The 18,006-nt window shown below is 70.1% G+C and carries 14 protein-coding genes and 2 pseudogenes; 7 read left to right on the forward strand and 9 right to left on the reverse strand.

The features are described from left to right. Positions 1-166: 166 nt before the first annotated feature. Positions 167-332 (forward strand): annotated as a pseudogene (locus S1361_RS39655) (transcriptional regulator); the annotation flags it as partial. Positions 333-444: 112 nt separating this feature from the next. Here the strand turns inward: S1361_RS39655 and S1361_RS36920 are convergent. The 3 genes from S1361_RS36920 to S1361_RS36930 all read right to left on the reverse strand — a co-directional run bounded on the left by S1361_RS36920 (position 445) and on the right by S1361_RS36930 (position 4,538). Beyond that, on the reverse strand, positions 445-1,452 hold the full coding sequence (locus tag S1361_RS36920) for a glycoside hydrolase family 11 protein (RefSeq protein ID WP_425087888.1): 1,008 nt from the start codon (positions 1,450-1,452) through the stop codon (positions 445-447). A gap of 258 nt (positions 1,453-1,710) precedes the next feature. Beyond that, positions 1,711-2,880 (reverse strand): anhydro-N-acetylmuramic acid kinase, encoded by a 1,170-nt coding sequence (locus S1361_RS36925; RefSeq protein WP_208036165.1) that lies wholly within the window; start codon positions 2,878-2,880, stop codon positions 1,711-1,713. A gap of 86 nt (positions 2,881-2,966) precedes the next feature. After that, complete coding sequence (locus S1361_RS36930) at positions 2,967-4,538, reverse strand: sodium:solute symporter (protein ID WP_208036947.1); 1,572 nt, start codon at positions 4,536-4,538, stop codon at positions 2,967-2,969. Between the two features lie 390 nt (positions 4,539-4,928). Between S1361_RS36930 and S1361_RS36935 the strand changes: the two genes are divergently transcribed. Together S1361_RS36935 and S1361_RS36940 are read left to right on the forward strand one after the other, a co-directional pair. Then, complete coding sequence (locus tag S1361_RS36935; protein ID WP_208036166.1) at positions 4,929-6,158, forward strand: cytochrome P450 family protein; 1,230 nt, start codon at positions 4,929-4,931, stop codon at positions 6,156-6,158. Positions 6,159-6,342: 184 nt separating this feature from the next. Continuing rightward, positions 6,343-6,951 (forward strand): hypothetical protein, encoded by a 609-nt coding sequence (locus S1361_RS36940; RefSeq protein ID WP_208036167.1) that lies wholly within the window; start codon positions 6,343-6,345, stop codon positions 6,949-6,951. A 249-nt stretch (positions 6,952-7,200) separates the two neighbouring features. Here the strand turns inward: S1361_RS36940 and S1361_RS36945 are convergent, their stop codons facing one another. Continuing rightward, entirely contained in the window at positions 7,201-8,787 is a 1,587-nt protein-coding gene (locus S1361_RS36945; RefSeq protein ID WP_425087891.1) for a N,N-dimethylformamidase beta subunit family domain-containing protein, read from the reverse strand. A 326-nt stretch (positions 8,788-9,113) separates the two neighbouring features. Further along, positions 9,114-9,401, reverse strand: coding sequence for a hypothetical protein (locus S1361_RS36950; RefSeq protein WP_208036168.1), 288 nt, complete (start codon positions 9,399-9,401; stop codon positions 9,114-9,116). Here S1361_RS36950 and S1361_RS39660 point away from each other — a divergent pair. Then, a pseudogene (locus S1361_RS39660) lies at positions 9,321-9,786 on the forward strand (DUF6817 domain-containing protein). The gene S1361_RS36950 and the pseudogene S1361_RS39660 overlap by 81 nt on opposite strands. 6 nt (positions 9,787-9,792) lie before the next feature. On the opposite strand, the gene S1361_RS36955 reads toward S1361_RS39660, so the two are convergent. Both S1361_RS36955 and S1361_RS36960 read right to left on the reverse strand, forming a co-directional pair. Next, positions 9,793-11,064 (reverse strand): hypothetical protein, encoded by a 1,272-nt coding sequence (locus S1361_RS36955; RefSeq protein ID WP_208036169.1) that lies wholly within the window; start codon positions 11,062-11,064, stop codon positions 9,793-9,795. Positions 11,065-11,366: 302 nt separating this feature from the next. Then, positions 11,367-11,903 carry a VOC family protein gene (locus tag S1361_RS36960; RefSeq protein WP_208036170.1) on the reverse strand — a complete coding sequence of 179 codons (537 nt, stop codon included), beginning with the start codon at positions 11,901-11,903 and terminating at the stop codon, positions 11,367-11,369. Positions 11,904-12,175: 272 nt separating this feature from the next. Here S1361_RS36960 and S1361_RS36965 point away from each other — a divergent pair, with 272 nt between their 5' ends. Continuing rightward, positions 12,176-13,198, forward strand: coding sequence for a LacI family DNA-binding transcriptional regulator (locus tag S1361_RS36965; RefSeq protein ID WP_208036171.1), 1,023 nt, complete (start codon positions 12,176-12,178; stop codon positions 13,196-13,198). Positions 13,199-13,310: 112 nt separating this feature from the next. Here S1361_RS36965 and S1361_RS36970 read toward each other — a convergent pair whose 3' ends face one another. After that, positions 13,311-14,108 (reverse strand): hypothetical protein, encoded by a 798-nt coding sequence (locus S1361_RS36970; protein ID WP_208036172.1) that lies wholly within the window; start codon positions 14,106-14,108, stop codon positions 13,311-13,313. Between the two features lie 123 nt (positions 14,109-14,231). On the opposite strand from S1361_RS36970, the gene S1361_RS36975 reads away from it, so the two are divergent. Continuing rightward, a complete protein-coding gene (locus S1361_RS36975) occupies positions 14,232-14,750 on the forward strand; it encodes a GNAT family N-acetyltransferase (protein ID WP_208036173.1) in 519 nt (172 codons plus the stop codon). Positions 14,751-14,947: 197 nt separating this feature from the next. After that, positions 14,948-15,826: a GNAT family N-acetyltransferase gene (locus S1361_RS36980; RefSeq protein ID WP_208036174.1), complete on the forward strand. Its 879-nt coding sequence runs from the start codon at positions 14,948-14,950 to the stop codon at positions 15,824-15,826. A 50-nt stretch (positions 15,827-15,876) separates the two neighbouring features. Here S1361_RS36980 and S1361_RS36985 read toward each other — a convergent pair whose 3' ends face one another. Further along, the gene (locus S1361_RS36985; RefSeq protein ID WP_208036175.1) at positions 15,877-17,883 is read right to left on the reverse strand and encodes an alpha/beta hydrolase family protein; all 2,007 of its coding nucleotides are present in this window, start codon (positions 17,881-17,883) and stop codon (positions 15,877-15,879) included. Positions 17,884-18,006: the final 123 nt, after the last annotated feature.

Consider the following 18,006-nt stretch of genomic DNA (forward strand, 5'->3'; position numbering starts at 1 on the left):
AGGTCGTCGGGTGCGCCCACGCCGCCCATAGGGGCGGGGACCCAGCCGGGGTCGACGGCGTGGCTGGTGGTTCCCTCCAGCGGGAAGCGCAGGCGAGCGTGAGAGCGGTGACCCACAGCTTGCCGTCGTCCAGGTCGGGCTGCCCTAGACCGGCGGGCCCCGCCGGGTGGCCCGGGTACTGCACCTGGACGACGACGAGCGGGGCTGTCTCTACCCGCTCGCCGGCAAGACCACCACCCGCACCCGGCGCCGCGACCGGCAGAAGGTGCTGCCGCGGCTCCGGCGGGTGCTGTACGACCTCACCGCCGCCCAGGCCATCGTGCGTGATCGAGTTGGTCGGGGAACCGTGCCTGCGGGACGAGCAGTTCGCCTGGTGGCGGGCCGGAACCTGGCTCCCTCGAAACCGGCGGCCGACGGCGCCGGCCGTACGAGCCGACCCGCTCCTCAGCCCGTGCTGCAGGAGACCGTCGGCCAGGTCCAGTTGCCGTTGGGCTGGATGGTCACGCCCCAGTTGTCGCCGTTGCCGTTGGGTTTGCCGACCAGTACCTGGCTGCTGGGATAGCCGGCGCTGACGTTCCAGGTCGAGAGGACCTTCGCCGGGGACGGCACGTTCATCGTGACCGTCCAGTTGCTGGAGCCGGAGACGGCGACGTTGAGGTTGTACCGGTCGCCCCACTGCTGGCCGGCGGACAGCGTCGCGGTGCAGCCGCCACCGCCGCCTCCGCCCGAACCGGCGCCGTCCACCGTGATGTTGGAGCTGCCGCTGCTCTGGTACCCCTCGGTGGCGAGGATCATGTAGTAGTTGAAGCTGCCGAGGGGCATACCGGCGCGGGCCCACGCGTCGAAGTGGTTGCCGGTGGTGATGGTGCCGCCGGTCCGCTTGGTCTGCCGGACGCTCCAGTACTGGTTGAAGGTCTTGTTGCCTTCGACGGAGGGGGCGTTGTAGCGAGTCGTCTGGTAGATGTCGTACGTGCCGCCGTCACTGGTGACCGTGCCCTTGTAGGTTCCGGTGGGCCGGTAGGTGCCCCAGTTGTCGACGATGTAGTACTCCACCAGCGGGTTCGAGGTCCACCCGTACAGCGCCAGGTAGGCGTTGCCGGACGGGTTGAAGGTGCCCGAGTAGGTCACGGCCCTGCGGCCGCCGTTGCTCCAGCCCTTGCCGGCGACGAAGTTGCCGGTGTTGCGCCAGGAGGTGCTGTAGTTGCCGCCGGAGCCCAGGTTCATGGACACCGTTCCCGGGGCGTCCGTCCAGAACGAGTAGTAGTAACCGTTGTTCGTCCCGGTCTGGTTGCTGGTGACGACCGTGTCCGCATGGGCGGTGCCGGGCAGCGTCAGCGCGGCCACGCCGACCAGCAGCATGGTGCAGGCACTGCTGACGAGCAGCCTGAAACGACCGAACCACCGTGAGCGGCCGGCCCACCGGCGCGCCGGGTGTGACAGTGCGTTCTTCATGCTTCCTCCTCGTCCTCGCGCTCTGGCCCCCGTCGACGGCGACAGTGTTGGGCGGCCCTGATGCACTGTCAATGTTTTCGGCGATGATTCCGAAACATCAGCCGGACCCGACTTGCTGGTCTGACACAGAAATTCTCAGTTCAGAGCCGTATTTAGCCTGTACGGAGCGGCAGTCGATTCACTGGAGAGGCCGAGGAGGGGCTGCTGTGAGGGGGCTGCGATCCCGAATGTTTCGTAACTGAAAGCGACTTGAGTCGATCAGTGGACGATCCGCAGCCGGCGCGGCCGCCGTGCCGCGGGTTCGGGCAGGCGCAGGGGTGTCAGGCCGGGGGTGATGCTGCCGAGCAGGGTGGCCCTTGAGGCCCCGGTGGCGCTGGGGTGGGTGCCGGGCAGGCCGTGGACCGTGAGAAATCCCAGGACGGCGAAGGCGAGGGCCTCCTTGGCGTCGGAGGGCAGACCCAGGTCGTCACTGGGGCGTACCGGTACGCCGGGTAGCTCCTCGGCGATCAGGCGCATGAGCACCGGATTGCGGGTGCCGCCGCCGGAGGCGACGAGCTGGGTGACCCCGTGCGCACGGCAGGCGTCGGCCACGGTCACGGCGGTCAGCCGGGTCAGCGTGGCCAGTACGTCGTCGGGGGCGGGCGTGGGCGCGGCGTCGAGCGCCCGCTCCAGGTAGGGCAGGTGGAAGTGCTCCTTGCCGGTCGTCTTGGGGGCGGGCCTGCGGTAGTACGGGTCGTCCAGGAGAACGCGCAGCAGCTTGGGGCGTACCCGTCCGGCGGCGGCCCGGCGCCCGTCCGCGTCGTAGGCACAACGGCCGTCGGTGAAGTGGTGGACGGCCGCGTCGAGCAGGGCGTTGGCGGGGCCGGTGTCGAAGGCCAGCGGCTCGGCGCCCGGCGCGAGGACGGTGACGTTGGCGATGCCGCCGAGGTTCAGCGCGGCGGGGGTGCCGGGCAGGCCCCGCAGCAGCAGGGTGTCGGTCATGCCGACGAGCGGCGCGCCCTGCCCGCCGGCCGCGACGTCCCTGCTGCGCAGATCGGAGACGACGGGAAGTCCGGTGGCCTCGGCGATCCAGGCCGGCTGGCCGAGCTGCAGCGTGCCGCGGACGATGCCGTCCTCGACCCAGTGGTGCACCGTCTGGCCGTGCGAGACCACGAGGTCCGCGGTGCCCGCGCACAGTTCGCGCAGGGCGCGCGCGGCCACCCCGGCGAAGGCCTGCCCGATACCGCTGTCCAGGGCGCAGACCGCCTGCGTGGTCGTGACCGCCGGCGGCAGGCAAGCGGCGACACGGGCGCGCAGCTCGTCCGCGTAGGGAACGGAGAGGTGCCCGAGGGGCCGCAGAAGCAGGGTGTCGTCGTCCAGGGCGAGGTCGGCGGCGGCCGCCTCGATCGCGTCGTACGAGGTGCCTGACATCAGGCCGATCACCTGCATGGCGCCGCCCGTTCGGCGGGCGCCGTGGACTGCGGCTGGGGCATGGTTCCTCCGGAGAGTCGGCCCGGCACGCGAGGCGCCGCCGGTCAGTTCGGGCGGGTGGCCGCCGTGACCCGGCCCTCGCCGGGATCCGGCTCGTCGGCGCCCACGCGGACCCCGGCCGGTTCGGGGGCGCGGTGCAGCAGGCTCATCAGGCTGCCGACGGCGAGGGTGACCGCCACACCGATCGGGACCAGCCACTGGGCGGCGATCGCGGTCGGGACGGTGGCGCCGGCCGTGGTGACGTCGATCTTCACCGCGCGCACGATGTATGTCATCACCCCGACGGTCACCAGGAACGCCACGACGGAGTCGGCCTGGCCGGCGCGCCGCACGATGCGGCCCAGCAGGAACGCGCCGAGCAGGGCGCCGTAGGTGTAGCCGGCGATCGTCAGACCGGTGAGGTAGACGTTGCCGGTGCTGGTACTGAAGGCACACGCGAAGACCGCCATCAGCGCCGCCCACACCAGGGTCATCACCCGGGCGAGCCTGAGCAGTGACGCCTCGGAGGGCCTCGTACGGAAGAAGCTGTGGACGATGTCGGCGACCGTCGAGTTCGACATGGAGTTCAGCGCCGAGGACAGCGAGCCCATGGCGGCGCCGAGGATGCCGGCCACGAGCAGACCGGAGATCACCACGGGCAGCCCGTGCAGGATGAAGTCCGGGTAGAGGTTGTCGGAGCTGCTCAGGCCCAGTTCCTTGAAGTTCCGGCCCTCGTTGTACGACCACAGCAGCGCGCCGACGAGCGAGAAGGCCGCGAACTGCAAGGCGACGAAGACACCCGAGGCGACCATGGCCTTCTGGCCGTCGCGCAGCGAGCGGGTGGCCAGGACGCGCTGGACGATGAGCTGGTCGGAGCCGTGACTGGCCATGGCGAAGATCGCCCCGCCGACGATGGCGGTGGGCAGGGCGAACGGGCTGGTCAGGATGTGCGTGAGGGTGAAGTCGGTATCGAACAGCCGGAACTGGCCCGCGCCGAGGGCACGGGAGAAACCGGCACCGCCGACGTGCGCGGAGAGAACGGCGACGGCGAGGACCGCGCCGCCGAGGTACAGACCCATCTGGATGGCGTCGGTCCAGATGACCGCCTTGATGCCACCGAGATAGGTGTAGACGACCGTGATCAGGGTCAGCACCACGATGATGACGCGGTAGCCCGCGTGCACGCCGAACTCGTCGAGCAGCAGCTTGATGGGGATCGCGGAGGCGAACAGCCGGACGCCTTCGGCCAGGAGCCGGGTGAAGACGAAGGTGACCGAGGCCAGCCCCTGGAGTCCGGGCCCGAACCTGGTGCCCAGGTACTGATAGGCGCTGACGAAGCCGCCCCGTTTGTACAGGGGGATGAGTACGGTGGCCACGACAACGCGGCCGACGACGTACCCCAGGGCCAGCTCCACGTTGCCGAAACCCTGGCCGCTGTAGGCCCCGCCGGGCACGCTGATGACGGTGAGCACGCTGGTCTCGGTGGCGACCACGGAGAACGAGACGGTCCACCACGGCATGCTGCTCTCGCCGACGAAGTAGTCCTTCGACGTCTTCTGCCGGCCGGCCAGACGGAGTCCGGTCACGGCGATCGCCACCAGGTAGACGACGATCACCACGAGGTCGAGTTGGCGCACACTCTCTCCGACTGCTGCTGTCATGCGGCACGCCTTCGTGTCCAGGGACCCGGCACGTCGAACGGGCAGCGGCCGGATGACCGGTGGCCGGTGCGGATCACGGTGAGTATCAGAAGGCGAACCTTCGATGTCAACGAGTGACGATTCCCAGAGCGTCGCGTACGTTTGTGACGCTCCTTCCGGGTGTGGTTGCCGTGTCCCACCCCTTCAGGAGGGGGCACGCCATGGCCGACCGGAACCTCCTGCTGCGCCGATTCACCGCCCCGACCGCGAGGTTCCCGATTTTCGGGTGCTCGGGCGCTCCGGTGGCGGGCGGGCAGAGTGGTGGCGGCTACCGTTTCGGACAATATGGGTATATCGCTCACGTGTGTGGTTCATGCGGGAGGTGCGATGAGTGAGCAGCCGGTCCTTCTTCCCTACGGCGACCCCACCTTCCTCGCGGATCCCTTCCCGCTCTACCGGCAGCTGCGCGAGGACGGGCCGGTTCGGCGGGCTGTCATCGCCGGGGGGTTGGACGCCTGGCTGGTCACGCGCTACGAGGACGGACTGGCCGCGCTGTCCGACCCTCGGCTGAGCAGCGATGTCCGGGATGCCGCGGATCCCCGCCTCATCGAACTGCTGCCCGCATTCGAGCGGGAGTCGATGACGAGCAACATGCTCCGATCCGACCCGCCCGACCACACCCGCCTGCGCCGCCTGGTCTCCAAGGCGTTCACCGCACGCCGCGTCGCCGAGCTGCGGCCCCGGATCCAGGAGATCACCGACCGCCTGCTCGACGCGGTGGTGCCGGCTGGCCGGGCCGAACTCGTGGCGGACTTCGCCCTGCCCCTGCCGGTCACCGTGATCAGCGAACTGCTCGGCGTCCCCGTGGACGACCGGCACGACTTCCAGCGGTGGACCGACGCCATGGTCCTGCGAGGGGAGCGGATGCCCGACCCGGCCGTCGTCAACGAGGCCTGGCAGCGGATGCGCGCCTACGTGACGGCGCACCTGGAAGCCAAGCGCGCCCGGCCGGGCGACGACCTGCTCAGCGCACTGATCAGCGCGCACGACGAGGAGCAGCGACTCAGCCAGGACGAGCTGATCGCCATGACCTTCCTGCTGCTGGTGGCCGGGTACATCACGACGGTCAACCTGATCGGCGGCGGCATCGCCGCGCTGCTCGCCCACCCCGACCAGCTGACCCTCCTGCGGGATCACCCGGAACTGCTCCCCGACGCGGTCGAGGAGTTCCTCCGCTACGACGGCCCGGTCAACCCGGGCATCGCCCGGTTCGCCCGCGAGGACGTCGAGATCGCAGGCGTGCGGGTCCCGCGCGGCGCGACCGTTCTCATCGCGTCCGCGATCGCCGACCGTGATCCCGGCCGGTTCCCCGATCCCGACCGGCTGGACGTCACCCGGCGTGACAACGGCCACCTGGCCTTCGGACACGGTATCCACTACTGCCTGGGCGCACCGCTCGCCCGGCTGGAGGGCCAGATCGCCATCGGAACGGCACTGCGCCGCCTCCCGGACCTGGCCCTGGCCGTACCGCCGACGGAGCTGACCTGGCGGCCCGGAGGCCTGCGCGGTCCGGCGCAACTCCCCGTCATGTTCACCCCCGGCGGCCGAGCGGACTGAACACCGGCAGGCGCCGCGCGCGTGCGCCGGATGTCGTACGGGGCCGCCGACCAGACCCCGCCCACGCCCCGGCCAGCCGGCTGACCTCTGCTTTCCGGGGACGTACCGAAGCACATCTACTCAGCCGGGAGTTGAGTACACCGACTCATGATCACGCACCCGGCCGATGCCTACCTTGGCCTGCATGAAGACGGATTCGACCCCCGCCGCCCCCACGACCCCGAGCGGTCCCCGCTGGATCACCGGCTGCACCTTCGCGGCGATCGCCGTGGTCGCCCTGCTGGCCTACGGTGCCATGGCGCTGGACAACCTCCAAAAGGGGATGGACGGGTACGGCCAGATGGAACAGGACGGTCCGTCGGGCAACGAGTTCGAGCCCCTCGGTCCCGGCGAGACGGCCCGGTACGAGGACGGCCTCGACGTCACGGTCAGTACGCCGCACCCGGAGGCCGGCGGGGTCTACACCTTCTCCGTGACCTATGAGAACGGCACCGATGACGAACTGCTCCCGGGCGGTGATTCAGCCGAAGACAGCGTCCTGGAGTACGGCCCCGCACCCCTGGTCGTACGCCCCGGCAAGCCCCGCGACGACTACGTCAGCGACTACGACCTGACCGTGCTGGACCGGGAGAAGACCGCCTCCCTGCTCCTGCCCCCGCTGGCCGAGGGGGAGAAGCGAACCGTCCCCGTCCGCATCAAGCCGACCCGGGCCGGAATCCCCGTCACCGTCGAGGTGGCCGTACCCGACGCCGGCTACCGCGAGACGGCGTACTTCCAGCTCACCGCGAGCTGATCCCCGCCGGCCACGCAGCCGCACGGCCGGCACCGGCCTCATGCCACCCCGGGCCGCCCCGTGGTCCCCCGTCTACAAGCGGTGGCTGCAGCTGATGCGCGACCGTGGGCCCCACGTGCTCCGACGGGAGCTGGGGGACGGGTACGACGACTTCCTCGCCGATCTCCGCCAGGCCGCGTACGCCACGCTCCCCCCGGTCGAACCGCGCCGATGCCCTCGCCCTTTCCCGACGCCACTGCACCCCTCGCCTCACGCCCGGACCTTGTACACCTCGCTGACGTTCGGGCGCGCCGCCGGCCGGTGCTTGGCGGCAGGGCCCTGGGCGAAGGCGCGCAGGACGTTCTCCGTCGTGCGGGTCACGAAGGTGCGGGTACGGGCGTCCATCCCGTGGTCGCGGCCGCCGTCGGGGGTGCCGGCCATGAGGGCCTCCACCCAGCGCATGGTGCCGGTGGCGAACACGCCCGCACCGCTCGCGGCCGTGTAGTAGGCCGAGTCGCTGTGGCTGCGGCGACCACCGCACACCAAGGGGGAGTGGGCCGTTATCTCCAGCGGCTCGGGGACGGGCGCAGCAGGCGTGACCCGGTCGTACTCGACGCCGACGAGGTGGTCGAACCCGTCGCCGGGCCGTACGCCCGTCCCTTCGTACAGCCAGTGGTCCGCCGCGTGGACGACGTACGGCGCGTCCGTCGGGTAGCCCTCGTACAGCACTCCCGTGAGCGACGACTCGGGATCCGGCACCGGCGCCTGGCGGAAGTCGGTGGTCACCAGGGCGGGGTGGGTGGTGTAGCAGGGGTCGTCGCGGACGGAGGACTTGTAGCAGACCACCGTGCGGTCCGGCCGCACTTCCCCCTGCTCCAGGCGGACCCGGCGGAAACAGGTGTTGGCGCCGAGGAAGAGCACGTTGGTCCCGGCGTCGCGGGCCTGTGTGACGTGCCGGCGCTGCTCCGAGGTCCAGTACTCGTCGTGCCCCAGACAGACGACCGCGGCCGCTCCGCGCAGGACCTCCGGGTCGCGGTGCACATCCGTCCCGGTGGTGTAGGCGAGGGGTATGCCGAGCCGTTCCGCCAGCACCACCGCCGCCCGTTCGTACACCATGAACTTCTCCGCGCCGTCGGCGTCGTAGGGCCGGTCGAAGCTGACGGCCAGGGAGCGGGTGGCGTACGCGCCGGAGGCACCGGCGTAGAGGCTGTACCCGCCCCAACGGTTGTAGGCCTGCCAGGTGGCCGGGGCGTGCATCAGGACCGTTCGGCCCGTGCCCTGCGTGGAGCGCACGATCAGCGGGACGTAGCGCTGGTGGCCGCTGTCCGCCTCCAGCCGCAGCAGATAGGCCCCTTCGGACCAGCCGGCTGTGCTGAACGTCAGCGTGCGCGGCCAGTCCGCGCGCACCGTGCGGGTGTCCGGCAGGAAGCGGGGCTCCGGCCGGACGCGGCCCCGTATGCGATCCGACGACCACACGAGCCGGGCCTGGGCTCCGCCGTGCCAGCCGATACGGAAGGCCGAGACCCGGAAGGACGACGCGGTCGTCGAGACGTACAGGCCGCACTCCTCGCCCGGCGTCACACTCACCCGGTCGGCGTAGCCCGCCACGGCCGGAGCGGGACCGCGGGAGGTGATACGCCAATCGGGTGTCCCCGGCCGGTCCCGTTCCGCTTCGGGCCGGTGGGAGACGGCCGCCTGGTGGGGGCCGCGCGGGGGAGCGGCCGCGTCACAGGCGGCGGCCGTCACCGAGGCGAGCCCGAGACCGGCACACGCGCCGACGAAGCGCCTGCGCCCCAGCCGCGGTACGTCCGCCGTCCCGTGTTCCGGCCCTCCTCGCCGGGCAGGACCCATGCCCATAACGCCTCCCGTGTCTGGGCTCGCGCATCACCTGCTCTCCGGCCAAGGTGACACAGCAACGCGGGCGCCGCCCCGCTCTCGACCGCCGCGCGCCAGGGGGCACGGGCCGCATGGCCCGCACCACCACCCATCACCGTCCAGGCCGGCACCGGCGCGTACGAGGTCACCCGACGCCGACCGGCGACGCAGAAGCCACGGCGACACAGATCCGGACCGGCCATCCACGTCGCCGCCGGCAGTTGGCGCTGCGAAGTCACCGCCAACGTCGCCGAGTTGGCAGACGAGCGGGAGGAGGACGGGTGCGGCCGGGTAGTCCGCAACGCTCCTCACCAGCTCCGGAAGGTCACCACCGCCGCTGGCGTGATCCACATCCAGGCTGACACGGGTGATCTGGCGGTCTTCCGCCGTACGATCTCGGTGGTTCGGATCAGACGGCGATCGTTCGGGCGGGTGATGTCGAGATGACTGCAGAGGCGATGGCGATCCTCCAGGCGGCCGGAGCCGAAGAGATCGAGCACCCCGGCGGAACGCTGCTGGCGCACCTGCGGCGCGTCAGCGCCCTGCTCGCCTCGTGGGGCGCTCGCCCGGCGCTGGTGTCGGCCGGGCTGTGTCACGCGTTCTACGGGACCGACGGGTTCCCGGTGGCCCTGCTGGACCTGGACCGCCGGGCGGAACTGGTCGACGATCGGCGTCGAGGCCGAAGCACTGGTCTACTTCTACGCCTCCTGCGACCGAAAGTCCTCGTACCGGGAGCTGACCGATCACCGAGGTACGTTCGTCGACCGGTTCACGGGCGCGCGGACGTATCCGAGCCGCGAAGCGCGTCAGGACTTCGCCGAACTCACCGCCGCGAACGAGCTGGACATCGCCGCGATCAGCCCGGAGATCCGCACCCGCCACGGCTCGGACCTGCTTGACCTGTTCACTCGATGGCGGCCGCTGCTGTCCGAGCCGGCCTGGACGCACTGCCGCAGCGTGCTGGACCCGGCCGCCGACTGACGTCCATCAGCCGGCGCAGGCGTCCGGACCGCCCTTGGCGAAGGCCTCCTTGGCGCAGTAGGTGACGGTCGGGTAGTAGTCGCCCATCACCTTCGCCGGGTCGTCGCCCTTCTTGACGCCCTGGATGGCGTTGGGGAAGTCGTCGGCTGGGAGCATGTTCCGGAAGAACAGCACGCTGGAGACGTTGGTGGGCCCCCAGTCGATCCACGTCACACCCTTCTCCGTGGTCGCGTTCGCGGGACGGTCCTGCCTGGTGGAGACCACATAGGTGTAACGCCCGTCCTTGTCCAGGGCCGTCTGGAAATCCGCGGCGCAGGAGCTGACGGGGTAGGGAAGTTGCCACTGGTTCTGGCAGAGGGACCAGTACCTGAGCTGTGTCTTGGTGAGGACCGACTGGTTGTTGACGGTGTTGGGGAACGTGGGCGCCTTGCCGCGCACCACCGCGATACGGCCGGACTCGTAGGCGAGAGGCGCGCACAGGTACTTGTTGTACGGGTTGGGGAACAGCCCGAGCACCTTGGTGGGCGATGCGAAGCCCGGATCGCTCGTCGTGAACGTTCCGCAGCCTGCGAACTTTCCGGCCGGCGCGTTGTCCTTCACGAGCTTCCGGAGCGTGTCGGCGAGCGGTCCCGACGGTCCCTGCGGCGAATCCGCCCTGGGGCAGGTCTTCATGGCGCTCGGGCTGCTGCCCTGGCGCTCGATCGACAGCGTCGGCAGCGGAACTCCGCCTGCCAGGGACGATTCGTTGTCGGGCACGTAGATCCTCAGCACCAGGAAGCCCGCACCGGATGCCGCGCTGTTGGTGGTGGCGGCGATCGTGTCGGCACCGGAACCGGCCGCGACTCCCGGCTTCACGGTCACCTGGTAGCGGTGGTGCGCCGGATCAGTGCCCGCGTCCGGAACGGCGAACGGATTCTTGCTCCCGGCACTGGGGGAGATCTGGTAGTCGGCGAGGGCATCGATGGGCGCGCCCTTGCGGTCGTACGCCGTCAGCGCGGTGAACCGGGCGGACGGGTATGTTCCGTCCACCACGAGGCGGTCGCCCTTGTTCAGCTGGTAGGGCGTCAGCCAGTACGTCGCGTTGGTCTCGGGGAAGGCGAAGTTCAGCCTGCCGGGCCTGACGACGGCCGGCCAGGCGCAGGGACTCCCCGGCGCGGTCACGGGCACTCCGGCACGGGCCGGGGCACCAGCGGCTGCGAACGGCGTCGCGGTCACGGCGACGACTCCGAGCCATGCCAGAGCGGAGACGATCAGATGCCGCCAAGGAGCACGCAGCATGGTGCCCTCCGTCCATGAGTCGCCAGAGCTGCGGAGAGGGCGTCCTGCGAGCGAACCGCGCTGCCGGGGGAAAGAGCCCGTGACGGGCCGCGCACGGGCCCAGCATCAGGACGCGACCGCCGATATCCAGTCTCACTCCACTCCAACCACCCCGCAACGCGGCACCCGCCCCTTCCGGGGACCGACCCGTATCCGGCTCCGTCACAGGTCAGGCCAGTACAGGGCGACCTCGCGGGGCTTCACTTCCCGTGGCGAACAGTCTGAAAGTCTCCCGGCTGCCCCTCCATCCCCGACCGGCACGGTCAGTTGGTCGGCCTGAGAACAGGGGCACTGCTGCGCCCCTGGTCCCGACCGCTCAGCTCGGCGTCGAGCGTCTCCTGAGCCACGCGCATGACCTCGGCGTACTCGGGTTGCCGCAGCCGCTTCCACATCTCGCCCTCGGAGACTTCCTCGACGCGGGCGACCACCCACCAGATGTTGCCGAACGGGTCCTTGATACGGCCGCCGCGCTGCCCGAAGGCGTCATCGGCCAACGGCGTGACGACATGGCTGCCGGCTGCGACGGCTCGTGAAAACGCTTCGTCCGCGTCCGTGACGAACACACGCAGCAGGCTCGGCATGACGGGCCAGTCCGCGTGCCGGTCGAAGGCCAGAACGACGGTGTCGCCGACGCGGACCTCACCGTGACCGATCAGCCCGTCCTCGGTCGGCACCCGCGCCAGCTCCTCGCCCCCGAACGCCTCCGAGACGAAGTCGAGGAAAGCCCCGGTGTCGTCGGTGACGACCCAGGGCGCGACGGTGGTGTAGCCGGCCGGTGCGGCGTTGGTCTGCTCGGTCATCTCGATCCTTCCGCCGGTGGTGCTTGCCGAGCAGCCACGATAGGCGGGGAACAGGTCAGCTCCTGTCCTGATTCCGGGCGCTGTGGCACACGGCGATGCAGGACCACCTCGTGCACCACCGTGTGACGGAGTCCGGCGGACCGTTCATGCAGTGATCACGGGAGAGTCTGACGACCGAGTTCCCCCTGACCTGAGCCCAACTGATTCCTGCGGAAGCCCTGTTGCCCGGTTCCCGGCCCCGTAAGCTCAGTGATCTCGTGGGGGAGGTGGTCATGGTCAAGCGACGCCCTGGGACGCCGACGCTGGAAGAGGTGGCCGCCCATGCCGGGGTGGGGCGGGGTACGGTCTCCCGAGTCATCAACAACGCGCCCGGTGTGAAGGAGTCGACGCGCCGGGCCGTGCAGCGGGCCATCGAGGAGCTGGGGTACGTGCCCAATCTCGCGGCCCGCTCCCTGGCCGGGCGGCGGGCCGACGCGGTGGCCCTCGTCCTCACGGAGCCGGACTGGAGGCAGTTCGCGGAACCGTTCTTCTCGGAGATCGTCCGCTCGCTCGGGGATGCGTTGGCCGACACCGGAATGCAGCTGCTGCTGACCCTGGTCCGCTCCGAGGCCGAACGGCAGCGCTTCCTGGAGTACGCCCGGGGCGGCCGGGTCGACGGCATCCTGCTGATGTCCGTGCACGCGGGCGACCGGCTGCCGGACATGCTCGCCGAGGCCCGGTTGCCGACCGTCCTGCTCGGGCGCCGCTCGGGTGACGAGTACGTCAGCTACGTGGACGCGGACAATGCGGGCGGTGCCCGAAGCGCCGTGTCCCACCTGCTGGAACGGGGCCGTAGAACGATCGCGACCATCACCGGGCCGCTCGACATGTACGCCGCCCAGTCCCGGCTGCGCGGCTACCAGGACGCCCTCGCGCTGGCCGGGCTGAAGGGCACGCGGTCCCTGGTCGCCGAGGGCGACTTCACGGAGGAGAGCGGACGCCGTGCCATGGCGGAACTCCTCGAACGGCACCCGGAGATCGATGGCGTCCTGGCCGCGTCGGACACCACGGCGGTGGGCGCCCTGCACACGTTGCGCGCGGCGGGGCGACGGGTGCCGGAGGACGTGGCCGTGATCGGGTTCGACGATTTTCCGCTGGCCCAGAGCACGAAACCGCGCCTGACCACCGTGCGTCAGCCGCTGGAGGAGATCGGACGGGCCATGGTCCGGCTCCTGATGGAAGAGATGGAAGAGCCGGCCGTGGCCTGGCGGCACGTGATCCTCCGGACGGAACTGGTCGTCCGCGAGTCCTCCTGACCATCACCGCCGGCCGCGTTCACCGGACGGAACCGGTCGTCCGCGAGTCCTTCTGACGACCGTCGCCGGCCACCCCGGCCGGCGAGACATTCTTCAGGCGGGACGAGAGGCGTCAGCCCGTCTCCGGTACGGCGCCGCGGCTCGCGAGGTGCTCGAAGAATTCGTCCAGCAGGGCGAAGAGCCCGGCGACTGCCTTCCGGTGTTCGTCTTCCGACCACGGCTCGGCCGGCCGGCCCTCGGGGAAGACAACCTGAACGACCTGCGCGGACCACACCAGGTTCTGACCGACCTCCTTCGTGTCCATGAGCCACTCTCGCAGTCCGCTCAACAGCACTCCGCCGCAGGCATGGTCGTAACCGTTGAGGTAAGCCGTCACCCCGTCGTAGGTGATGCGGCCGACGTACATCCCCGTCCGCTTCCTGAAGCTCTCCCAGAACCGCTGGTGTGATTCGACCGGCCCGACCGTCTTCCGGCCCCAGGCGGCGGGCACCCGGGAAAGGTCGGTGCCCATGCCCCAGGCCGAGTAAGAGACTGCCTCCGCCCCCACGCCGAGGGCCGTGAGGAGAACGGCCATGCGCTCGGTGGACCCGACAGGTCCGGACTTTCTGACCCACACGTACGTTCCGGACGGATCACGCTCGTGATGGGTGACCACGAAATCCGTTCCGTCGAGAGCGAAGAACGCGGCACGAATGGCTCCGTGACCGTCCCATGACTCCTCGATCGTCAACCTCAGCCGCCGCGCTACCGAGTCCAGATCCACCGCGAGCAGCGCCAGCGAAATCAGCGGCTCGGTCGCGGCCTGGAACATGGAGTACTGCCGCGCCGGATTGCCACCATTTACTTGACTTGAGGACGTGGCAGGCGCCCAATCAGCTTCGGGATCCGGGAGGTTGATCATCTCGGTCACGCCGCACAGTCAATCAGGCTCCGGTACCGGCCGCCATCCGGAACAGGAGCGGCTCTGCAGCGCGCCGTGAGCGGGATCGTTGCCGGCGGAGAGGACCTCGGAGGGGCGTGCGAGGATCCTTCAGTGAATGATCTACGAGTTCGCGCCGCCACCGAAGCCGACCTGACCGCCCTGGTCCGCCTGCGCGACGACGCTGCACGCTGGATGGTGGCCCGCGGTATCACCGGGCAGCGGAGCCCCGGAGAGCTGGGCCAGGACCACTTCCGCCGGGTCATGGCGCATGGGGAGGTCTGGCTCGCCGAGGTCGGCGGACACCTCGCCGGCGCCTGGGAGTTGTGGTGGGAGGACGAGGCCGCCTGGGGCCACCAGCCCCCCGTGGCCGGATACGTGCACCGGCTCATGGTGGACCGGGGCGTCGCCGCGCCCGGGACGGGGAGGCTGCTCCTGAGTGCGGCTGAACGCAGAGTGGCCGCGGTGGGACGGACACGCGTGCGCCTGGACTGCCTGGCCGACAACGCACAGCTCAACGCCTATTACCAGCACGCCGGTTACCGCGTCGTGGGCCACAAGAAGGGCAAGCCGCAGCCGGGCGGACAGCCCAAGTCCTTCACCCTGCTGGAGAAGGAACTCCAGGCAGCCTAGGGCGGGGACCGGCAAGCCCCCGCACGCCGGCGGATCGACGGATTTCGGCCACCCGGTCGGTCGGACACGCAGGCGCGCGCTGACCAGGGGGCAGGAAGGCGTGCGCGTCCGCCGCAGACAGAGGTACGACGAGCCATGCCGACGACTCATCTCCGGCAAGTGCCCACCGGTGTCGAGTACTTCGGGGACCATGAAGCATGCGTCCGGATGACTGGCACCTCACCGAAGACATCGACGAGTTCCTCGCCCGAGCCGGAGACTTCCTGCGTTCGCGTCCCGCCCTGCACAACACGCCGCTGACGGTGATCGAGAGACTACGAACACGTGGGGGAGACGCGTACGGTGCCGAAGCCGCCGTCTTCGGCCTGCTGGAGTCGGAGGGAGAAGTCCGCGCCGTCTTTTACCGCCTCGCCTCCCAGCGCGTGACCCTGACCCCGCTCTCCACCGAGCAGGCCGACAGCCTCGCAGCCCGCCTGGTCGACCTCGGCCGCCCGGTGACCGGCGTCACCGCGGACCACGACACCGCCACCACGTTCGCCGAGACATGGCAGCGGCACACGGGCGCAGCACCGGTAGCCCACTGGTGGGGCCGTCTGTACCGGCTCGGTACGCTCACTCCTCCCGAGCCGCACCCAGAAGGCCGGGCCCGTGTCGTGGCGGCGCACGACCATGCGCAACTCATCCGGTGGTGCAACGAGTTCGCCGCCGATGTGGGAGAGGTCCCCACCTTGGACGCCGACTCCTGGCCCGACTCGCGCTTCGCCGACAAGCACTTCACGTTCTGGGAGGACCCGGACGGCACTCCCGTATCCATGGCCGGCTCGACCTCGATGGTCGGCGGCATGATCCGAGTGGACCCCGTCTACACCCCGACCCACCTCAGGGGTCGCGGCTACGCAGGCGCTGTGACCGCCGAGGTGAGCCGGGCGGCACTGACCGCAGGCGCGACGGACGTCGTCCTGTTCACCGACCCCGCCAATCCCACCAGCAACGCCCTCTACCGGCGCATCGGATACCTGCCGATCGCCGACTTCACCGGCTACAGGTTCACGTACGACCAGCTGCAAGCAGGCTAGAGACCTGCCGTGCGCAATCGGCTCAGGAGAAGCTCCGTCTCCGGGATGGGTCAAAGCATCGCGGGGCGCCGCCACTCCATCCCGAGAACATGGTGATCGAGAAAGTTGAGCACCGTCTCGTACATGATCCGGACATGGTTCGGTGCCCCGATGGTGTGGCCCTCGGTGGGGAAGTGGAGGAGCCCGACCGGCACGCCGAGCCGCTGAAGATCGCTGTGCAGGCTGAGTGCCTGGCCCATCGGCACACGGTAGTCCTTACCGCCGTGCACGAGCAGCATCGGCGTCTTCACCCTCGCCGCATGAAGGTGTGGCGAGTTGGCGTCGTACCGCTCCCGTTGCGTCCGTGGGTCGCCGAAGATCTCCCGGAAGTAGGCGCGCATGTCCGTGTCGGTCTGCAATGCCTCCAGGTTCCACATCCCGGCGGCCGAGACGATCGCCTTGAAGCGGTCGGTGAGGGTTGCCGCCACGTTGGCCAGGTAGCCGCCGTAGGACCAGCCGGCGAGAGCCGTCCGGGTCCCGTCCAGGTCGCCGCGCGCCAGTGCCGCGTCCGTCAGCGCGACGACATCACGATAGGGCTGACCGCCGTACTGTCCCCGGCCGCGTTCTTGCATCCGTCGGCCGTAACCGGTGGACAGCGCCGGATCCGGGAGCAGCACCGCGTAGCCGCGGGCCGCGAACGGCCAGGGGTTCCAGGACCACGTCCAGGCGCTCCAGGACGCCTGCGGTCCACCGTGCGGGACGACGAGCAAGGGTGCCGGGCGCTCGGGCGAAGAGCCCTCCGGCAGGACGAGCCAGCCGCGCAGTGGGAAGCCGTCGTCCGCATGGGTGTGCACCTCGGTCAGGGTGCCGGGAAGCGAGCCGAGGTCACCGGGAGCCTTGAGGAAGGCGGGCTGCTGGTCGGGCGTGACGGCGTCCAGGCGGGCCACTCGGGGCGGGCTGTCGATCGCGCTGCGCAGCGCGTAGAGCGTGGTCCCGTCGGGTGTCACACAGAGCGAGGTGTAGGCGCCGGAGGCGGTCAGGCGCGTGATCGTGCCGTCCGCGTCGCGGCGGAAGACCGGGCAGTGCCCCCGCTCGTCCCCGGTGAACCACAGGGTGGCGTCTCCGGGAACCGGTGAGAGGACCGGCCGTCCTGGCCACGGCCAGTTGTCGAACTCAGGCAGCAGATCGGTCTCTTCGCCGGTGTCCAGCTCGAACGCGACGAGCGTGACGCGCCATTCGGTGTCGTAGGTCTCCTCCCGCTGGCGCTGGCAGACCAGCGCCGAGCCGTCGGCCGTGAACGCCGGGTGGTAGTACTGATGGCCGGGGCGGGAAAACGTGCGGCGCCGAACACCGGTCGCGGCATCGGCGATCACCACGATGTTCGTGTTCGGGGCACAGCCGGTGCCGGCCCGCGTGCAGGCCACCAGCGAACCGTCCGGAGACAGGGCCGTGTCCCCGGCGCCCGCCAGGCCCTGGCTGCCGGCGCTCACCCCGAGCCCGTCGGGACCCAGGACGAACGTGTGCGGTTCCTCGGGCCCGAGGGCTGCGCTCCAGGCACCGGCCGCCGTTTCCTCGTACAAGGCCGCAGTGACCATGGCCTTCTCACGCTCACGGCGGAATTCGGTGTACGCCGCGATGTCCGCCGCATCCGGCAGCAGATCACCGGTGTAAGCGACCACATCGGCCTTCGCGGCGGCAGTGAAGGCGTATATGCCCCCCGGATGGTGAGCGATCCGCCTCGCCTCGCCACTCTCGGGCAATGCCCACAGCGAGTCACCGCCGGGCTCCTGACCGGCGACGTCCCTGCTCTCGCGGCCGGAGAGGAACAACAGCGTCCCGTCGGCAGCGAACGCCGGATCGAAGTCACCCTCTACGGAACGGTCAAGAAGGCGGCTCTCATCCTTGCCTGAGGTATCGACCTCCCACAACGTCGCAACGCGCCCGGTCCCCGCTTCGTCGACCGACTGCACCGACGCGATCAAGCGCGTCCCATCGGGCGCCAACACCAAGCCGGTCAGGCGCGAGTGCGCGGCCAACAGGTCATGGAACGCGGCGGTGTCATCCCGTTCGTAGGCCATGGCGATCATCCTGCCTGCCGCATCCGATGTGGGGGAGGGGCATGGCGAGTTGAGGCGTCCGGCAACTGGTCCACCACCGAAGGCAGTACCACCCACGCGGCCGGTACCCGCGTTGCCGGCATC

The organism is Streptomyces cyanogenus (genome assembly GCF_017526105.1).
Classification (GTDB): Bacteria; Actinomycetota; Actinomycetes; order Streptomycetales; family Streptomycetaceae; genus Streptomyces; species Streptomyces cyanogenus.